At 48.5% G+C, this 5,335-nt stretch carries 7 protein-coding genes; 4 read left to right on the top strand and 3 right to left on the bottom strand.

What is annotated here, in order from left to right; genetic code table 11:
- Nucleotides 1-759, bottom strand: a 759-nt coding sequence (locus HKN79_11295; GenBank protein NNC84152.1) for a UvrD-helicase domain-containing protein, incomplete at its 3' end; no start/stop codon positions are given.
- 95 nt (nt 760-854) lie between these two features.
- Here HKN79_11295 and HKN79_11290 point away from each other — a divergent pair.
- Both HKN79_11290 and HKN79_11285 read left to right on the top strand, forming a co-directional pair.
- Entirely contained in the window at nt 855-1,586 is a 732-nt protein-coding gene (locus tag HKN79_11290; protein ID NNC84151.1) for a heavy-metal-associated domain-containing protein, read from the top strand.
- Between the two features lie 16 nt (nt 1,587-1,602).
- Nucleotides 1,603-2,082 carry a DUF305 domain-containing protein gene (locus HKN79_11285; protein NNC84150.1) on the top strand — a complete coding sequence of 160 codons (480 nt, stop codon included), beginning with the start codon at nt 1,603-1,605 and terminating at the stop codon, nt 2,080-2,082.
- Nucleotides 2,083-2,092: 10 nt separating this feature from the next.
- On the opposite strand, the gene HKN79_11280 is transcribed toward HKN79_11285, so the two are convergent.
- On the bottom strand, nt 2,093-3,574 hold the full coding sequence (locus HKN79_11280; GenBank protein NNC84149.1) for a T9SS type A sorting domain-containing protein: 1,482 nt from the start codon (nt 3,572-3,574) through the stop codon (nt 2,093-2,095).
- A gap of 59 nt (nt 3,575-3,633) precedes the next feature.
- Here HKN79_11280 and HKN79_11275 point away from each other — a divergent pair, with 59 nt between their 5' ends.
- Nucleotides 3,634-4,380, top strand: coding sequence for a hypothetical protein (locus HKN79_11275; protein NNC84148.1), 747 nt, complete (start codon nt 3,634-3,636; stop codon nt 4,378-4,380).
- Between the two features lie 46 nt (nt 4,381-4,426).
- The gene (locus HKN79_11270; protein ID NNC84147.1) at nt 4,427-5,200 is read left to right on the top strand and encodes a hypothetical protein; all 774 of its coding nucleotides are present in this window, start codon (nt 4,427-4,429) and stop codon (nt 5,198-5,200) included.
- On the opposite strand, the gene HKN79_11265 is transcribed toward HKN79_11270, so the two are convergent.
- Nucleotides 5,168-5,335 (bottom strand): hypothetical protein (locus tag HKN79_11265; protein ID NNC84146.1); only part of this gene is annotated, 168 nt, incomplete at its 5' end. The two genes, HKN79_11270 and HKN79_11265, sit on opposite strands and share 33 nt — an antisense overlap.

Below are 5,335 nucleotides of genomic sequence, written 5' to 3'. Positions count from 1 at the left end.
ATGTAATTCGATGTTCCATGGCGTAAGGAATTCTCGGGTGGAACTCTGGATATCCCTAATCCGGCTCAGGAGTTTGCTTCGTTTTGAAAGTAGACTTCCCAAGCCTTTCTCCAGCCCTTCCTGTCCTGAGTCAAGAAGTGCATTCCTGTATGGAATACTCTCTTCTTTGATGAGTGTACTCAGCGAACTCTGTATCTGCCTGCGGGGGTTCCAGCTCTTTCCTTCCAAAAGATTGCTTCGGCACCAATCGATGAGCTGAGCGGTGATGAATGTGTCCCTGCCGATATCGCTCAGTATCTGATCGATGAGCAGGTCCATGATCTTCTGATGATCCAATTCGATATCGAAATCGAAGGGCAGACCGATCTCTTTGCTGAATGAGCGCAGTACGCTCAAGATGAAACTGTCTATCGTACTTATATGCAGATCGGAATAGCGATAGAGCATCATTTGATGCATGTGAGCTGCCCGCTGATGGATCTCTGCAGCTTCCAATCCAGTTCGTTCTTGAATGTGGGAAGTCAAGTCTGAGGAACTGGGAGAAGAGTGCTCGTCATTCTCACCCAGTATGCGCATGAAGCCTATGATGCGCTCTTTCAATTCATGAGCCGCCTTGTTGGTGAAGGTGATGGCCAATATGTGTCTGAAATATCTGGGGTCATTCCTCGATAAGCAGAGCGCAGCATATTCCAGGGCCAAGGTGAAGGTCTTGCCTGAACCTGCGGAAGCATTGTATACGATGAGATTGCTCTGGGCCATGGGAATTAGATGGAGCTAAATCTAGATAATCAAAAGGCACGGAACATGTGTATATTGAAGGGACAACAATCACATTGAATAATAGATCAACACCTATGAAACATCTGTATGAAGTCAGTGGAATGACATGTGGCTCGTGTAAGGCCAAGGTCGAGAAGGCCTTGACGGGGATTAAGCATGTGGAGTCGGTAGATGTCGACCTAGAGAAAGGTCGAGCACGTGTCCGAATGCGGGAACATATCCCTACCGAGCAACTGCAGACTGCACTTGCTACGGTGGGTGAGTATAGCATCAGTCCTACTCAGAATGCGATGGAAGAGAAATCCATGATACTTCCCGCTGATGACAAGGAGAGCTATTCTTTCAAGCCTCTGGTCCTTGTATTGGGCTTCATCCTCCTCTTGGTCATGATCGGAGAATACAATCAGGGATCCTTTGACTGGATGCGCTTCATGAAGAACTACATGGGAGGATTCTTCATCGCGTTCTCCTTCTTCAAATTACTCGACCTGAAAGGCTTTGCCTACAGCTATCTCAGCTATGACATCATTACCAAGAAGTGGTTGAGGTGGGGATTCATCTACCCATTTGTGGAATTGATTCTAGGAATATTCTTTCTCATGGGCTTCCAGCTACGCTGGACGCTTATTACGACCATCGTGGTCATGGGGCTGAGCAGTATTGGAGTGATACGCGCTGTACTTGACAAACAGAAGATCAAGTGTGCATGCTTAGGCACAGGCTTCAACCTACCGATGAGTACAGTGACGATCATTGAGGATGTCGGCATGGTTCTTATGTCCATCATTATGTTGATCTATCTATAAATCAAGTATCGACATTATGCAACACTCGGATTCACAGACAGGAGGAACTTATCGATCCTTCTTCATCACGCTGGCTATCTCATTCGTGGTCATGTACCTGGTCATGTTCTTGAACATCGACCGCTTGGAGCATTTCTATCTAAGCAATACACGTACTTACATGACCTTGCTGATGGTCATGCCTATGGCATTGATCAAGTTGATCGCAATGAGGAAGATGTATACAAATAAGAAGATGAATACAGCTATAGCCTTGGGTGCGGTGTTGATTTTTCTTGCTTCATTGGCCTTCCTGCGTAATCAGACATTTATAGGGGATGAGGAGTATATGGATGCCATGATCCCTCACCACAGTAGCGCCATCATGACCAGTCAAAAAGCACAGATCAGTGATCCCGAGCTTAAGAAATTGGCTGAGGAGATCATCAAGGCTCAGGAGAAGGAGATCGCCCAGATGAAGGAGATCCTGGAGCGGCTAGAAGGAGAGCAACACTGAAGAGTCTCTTCTACTCTTTGATGAAGCGGATGACCGATGTCTCTCCGTTCTCAGTGTGCACCCTTAAATGGTAGAATCCTGGAGTCAGGGTGTTCAGATTTAGTGTACCACTTCCAGTAAGACCAGAATAGGCTCCACACGATCGAGAAAGTGCATCGAAGATCTGAAGCTCGATAGGACCTTGGGTCATCATCTGATAGTTCAATTCATCACGGACGGGATTGGGAAAGATGGAAAAGGAAAGTTGCTCTTCTTCCATTCCTACCAGTCCAGGATGTACGGCTTGATACAAGACCGTGCCTGAGGAAACGTCTTCATAGACCACATGGAACTTCCCATCATGAAACAGCATGTCTGGATAGCGTTGCGAACCTGATAGTTCTGTCAGTAGGCCTTGATCGGAACCCAATCCAGATATACCTGTGGTACTGAATGACATACCTATCTCCAAAGACCCGTTGTAACTCTCCTGCCAAACGACTCCCAGGGTATCTCCTGACCCTGCGATACGAGGTCTATTCTGCTGAGAGCTCTCTTCTTGTGCAGGGGGGAGGGTCAGTGTACTTGATACGTTGCCAAGGAGAGGATCGAGACTGGAGAAATAAACCCCGCTGCCCCATGAGCTACTGGCGCTGAAAAATGCAGCGTGCACAGCACCATCTTCAGCTAGCAGATGAGGACCATTACTGGGGCAGACCCCAGAGACCCAATCGGTCTCATCCATATCGTACGCTTCTGAAAAACTCAGCCCTCCATCTGTTGAACGTGCGACCCAGATATCCCGAAGGTTCGCATCGTTATTTCTGAATGCGACATAGATATCCCCATTGGGAGAAACAGCGATGTCTCCATTACAGCATTCGCAAACCTCCTCTCCCGCAGCTATTTCATTGACCCAGGCCTCAGCGCTGAATGAAGCTCCGAAATCCGAGGATCTCACCAGACCGTAGTGTGCATCGCCCTCCTGAGCATTTGTATTGACATAAGCTACCAGAGGTTGACCATCAGCATCCACCGCTACAGTCGGTATCGTGGCCCTTCTGCCTTGAGGCGGTACGAAGGCAGCAACAGGGTCATCCCAAGTCAGACCGTTGTCCCCGGAATGAGTGATGTATATCGCATCACCGTACACTTCGAATGTCACGTACATATGCCCATTGCCCGTGGCAAAATTGGGGCCCAGACTACCGCTCCAGAGATTGGGATTCAATCCCCCGAATGGAATCTGGCTAGGACTTGAGAATCCTTGGCCATCCCAGCGGCTCAGATAGAATGCTTCATTTCCGGTGCGCATCCAGAATACCACGACCTCTCCTTGGTCGGTGATAGCGATTCTCGGACTTTTATTGCCATAGCTGTCATCTCCATCTGTAACCGAGACCACATAGCCAGGAGTGAATTGGGCGTAACTTTGAGGAGAAACAACCAGAGTCAACACTATACCGATGACCATTGTCTTGAACACGGTCGAATATGGAGAATGCTTAGTCATGCCCAAAAGGTAGTGATTGTTCTGCTTGGATTGTACTAATTGTGAGAATCGATAATTGCATGAGATTAAAACCGCTGACCATTACCTTTTTCCTTTCCTCCTTGTTGGTATTGACTTGGAGCGGGTGCGATAAAGACGATGACAATGATGATGGAGGAGACACTTCTTCTGCCAAAGAGATCATGATCGTGGTCCAGCCCATGGTGGGCGCTGAGGCTGTAGAATTGAACACAGCCTATGACATCAATGGTCAGTCGGTGACTTTCGATCGATTGAAATTCTACCTCTCCAATATCCAGGTCACGGATGATGAAGGAAATGTGCTTGCCGATAACGATGGGCTCCCCATTCTGGCCGATACAGAGCAGAACGGAATCATCGTAGGAGAAACGGAAGAACCTCAGTTGTACATGATCACCTTCGGAGCAGGTGTGGACAGCACGGCCAATACAGGTAGTCCAATGACCAATCCCTATCCGCTGGATGATACAGAGATGCACTGGAATTGGAATCCTGGTGGAGGGTACAAGTCCTTTGTCATGGAAGGGACGGTCGATGGCAACGATTTCGTGACTCATGCAGCCGCACCGGATGTCTCGTCCAATATCATCTATCAGGAGGGCATCACGGCCGACCTACAGACCGTGAGTACGACAGGCGACCACATCCACATAGAGCTACAGGTCGACTTGGCAGATATGCTGGATGGACTCACCATTCCTGACGGACCGAGTATGGGTACGGCAGAATTCAACCGCAATTACATGAACAAATTGGGAACAGGCACCCCGTTCTCCATTGAATAAGAAAATAGATCGCAGGGTCCGGAGAACTCGACCCCAGTATCAAAGCATGAAAACAATTTATCCCATCATAGTATCGATTGTCCTGGTCTTCTTCATTGCATGTGAAAGCGAGACCTTGGAAGAACCATTCGATGGGCCCAATTTTGAATTGAGAGTGGATATCTCTCATGGGGATCAGGAGGTGGAGTTGTATGAATACTATCAGAATGTGGCCGGAGATAGCATGAATTTCGAGCAGATCCTCCTCTATCTGTCCGATATCTCCCTCATCAAGACAAATGGGGATTCGGTTTATCTGACCGAGATAGAATTCTTCGACCTGAACGGGCCTACCGAGGTGCGATCCTTTGATGTGGAGCCGGGTGACTACTCCGGTCTGGTCTACCATATCGGTGTGCCGAAACGACTCAATGGGATGGATAATCCCGATTTCATGATCAGTATCTATGGTCCGGACAGTCCGCTCAATGTTGCCAATGGGATGTACTGGGCATGGGCCACCGGCTATCGCTTCCTGATCTATGAGGGGCGCTTGGACACCACACCTGATGTATTCGGTGATGTCCCATCCTTCTACTCGATCCATCTGGGTAAGGACACGCTCTATACTCAGATGCAGGTCGATCTACCCTTCTCGGTCAGCGATGAGGAGACACGTAGCTTCTCTATTGATTGGGATCTGTCCCGCTCTATCTATGATACAGAGGATACCTTGGACCTGCGCATCCCGGCAGAGAGCCAGTGGCATGGGGAGAATAATCACTTGGGCTTCAGATTCCAGGATTTCCTAAAGCAATCTTTTGATCACGCGGTCGAGTAATACACTCTGGTCATTGGTCGTAGTGGGGATGACGCTAGCGTGCAATTCTCCGCAGAGCACTGCACCGACTCCATACCATCTGGACTTTCCTGAGGGATTTCCTGAGATGGCCATTCCCGATAATAACCCCATGAC

It is taken from the genome of Flavobacteriales bacterium (assembly GCA_013001705.1).
In the GTDB taxonomy this organism is placed as follows: Bacteria; Bacteroidota; Bacteroidia; order Flavobacteriales_D; family JABDKJ01; genus JABDLZ01.
This window is presented reverse-complemented; position numbering and strand designations above follow the sequence as displayed.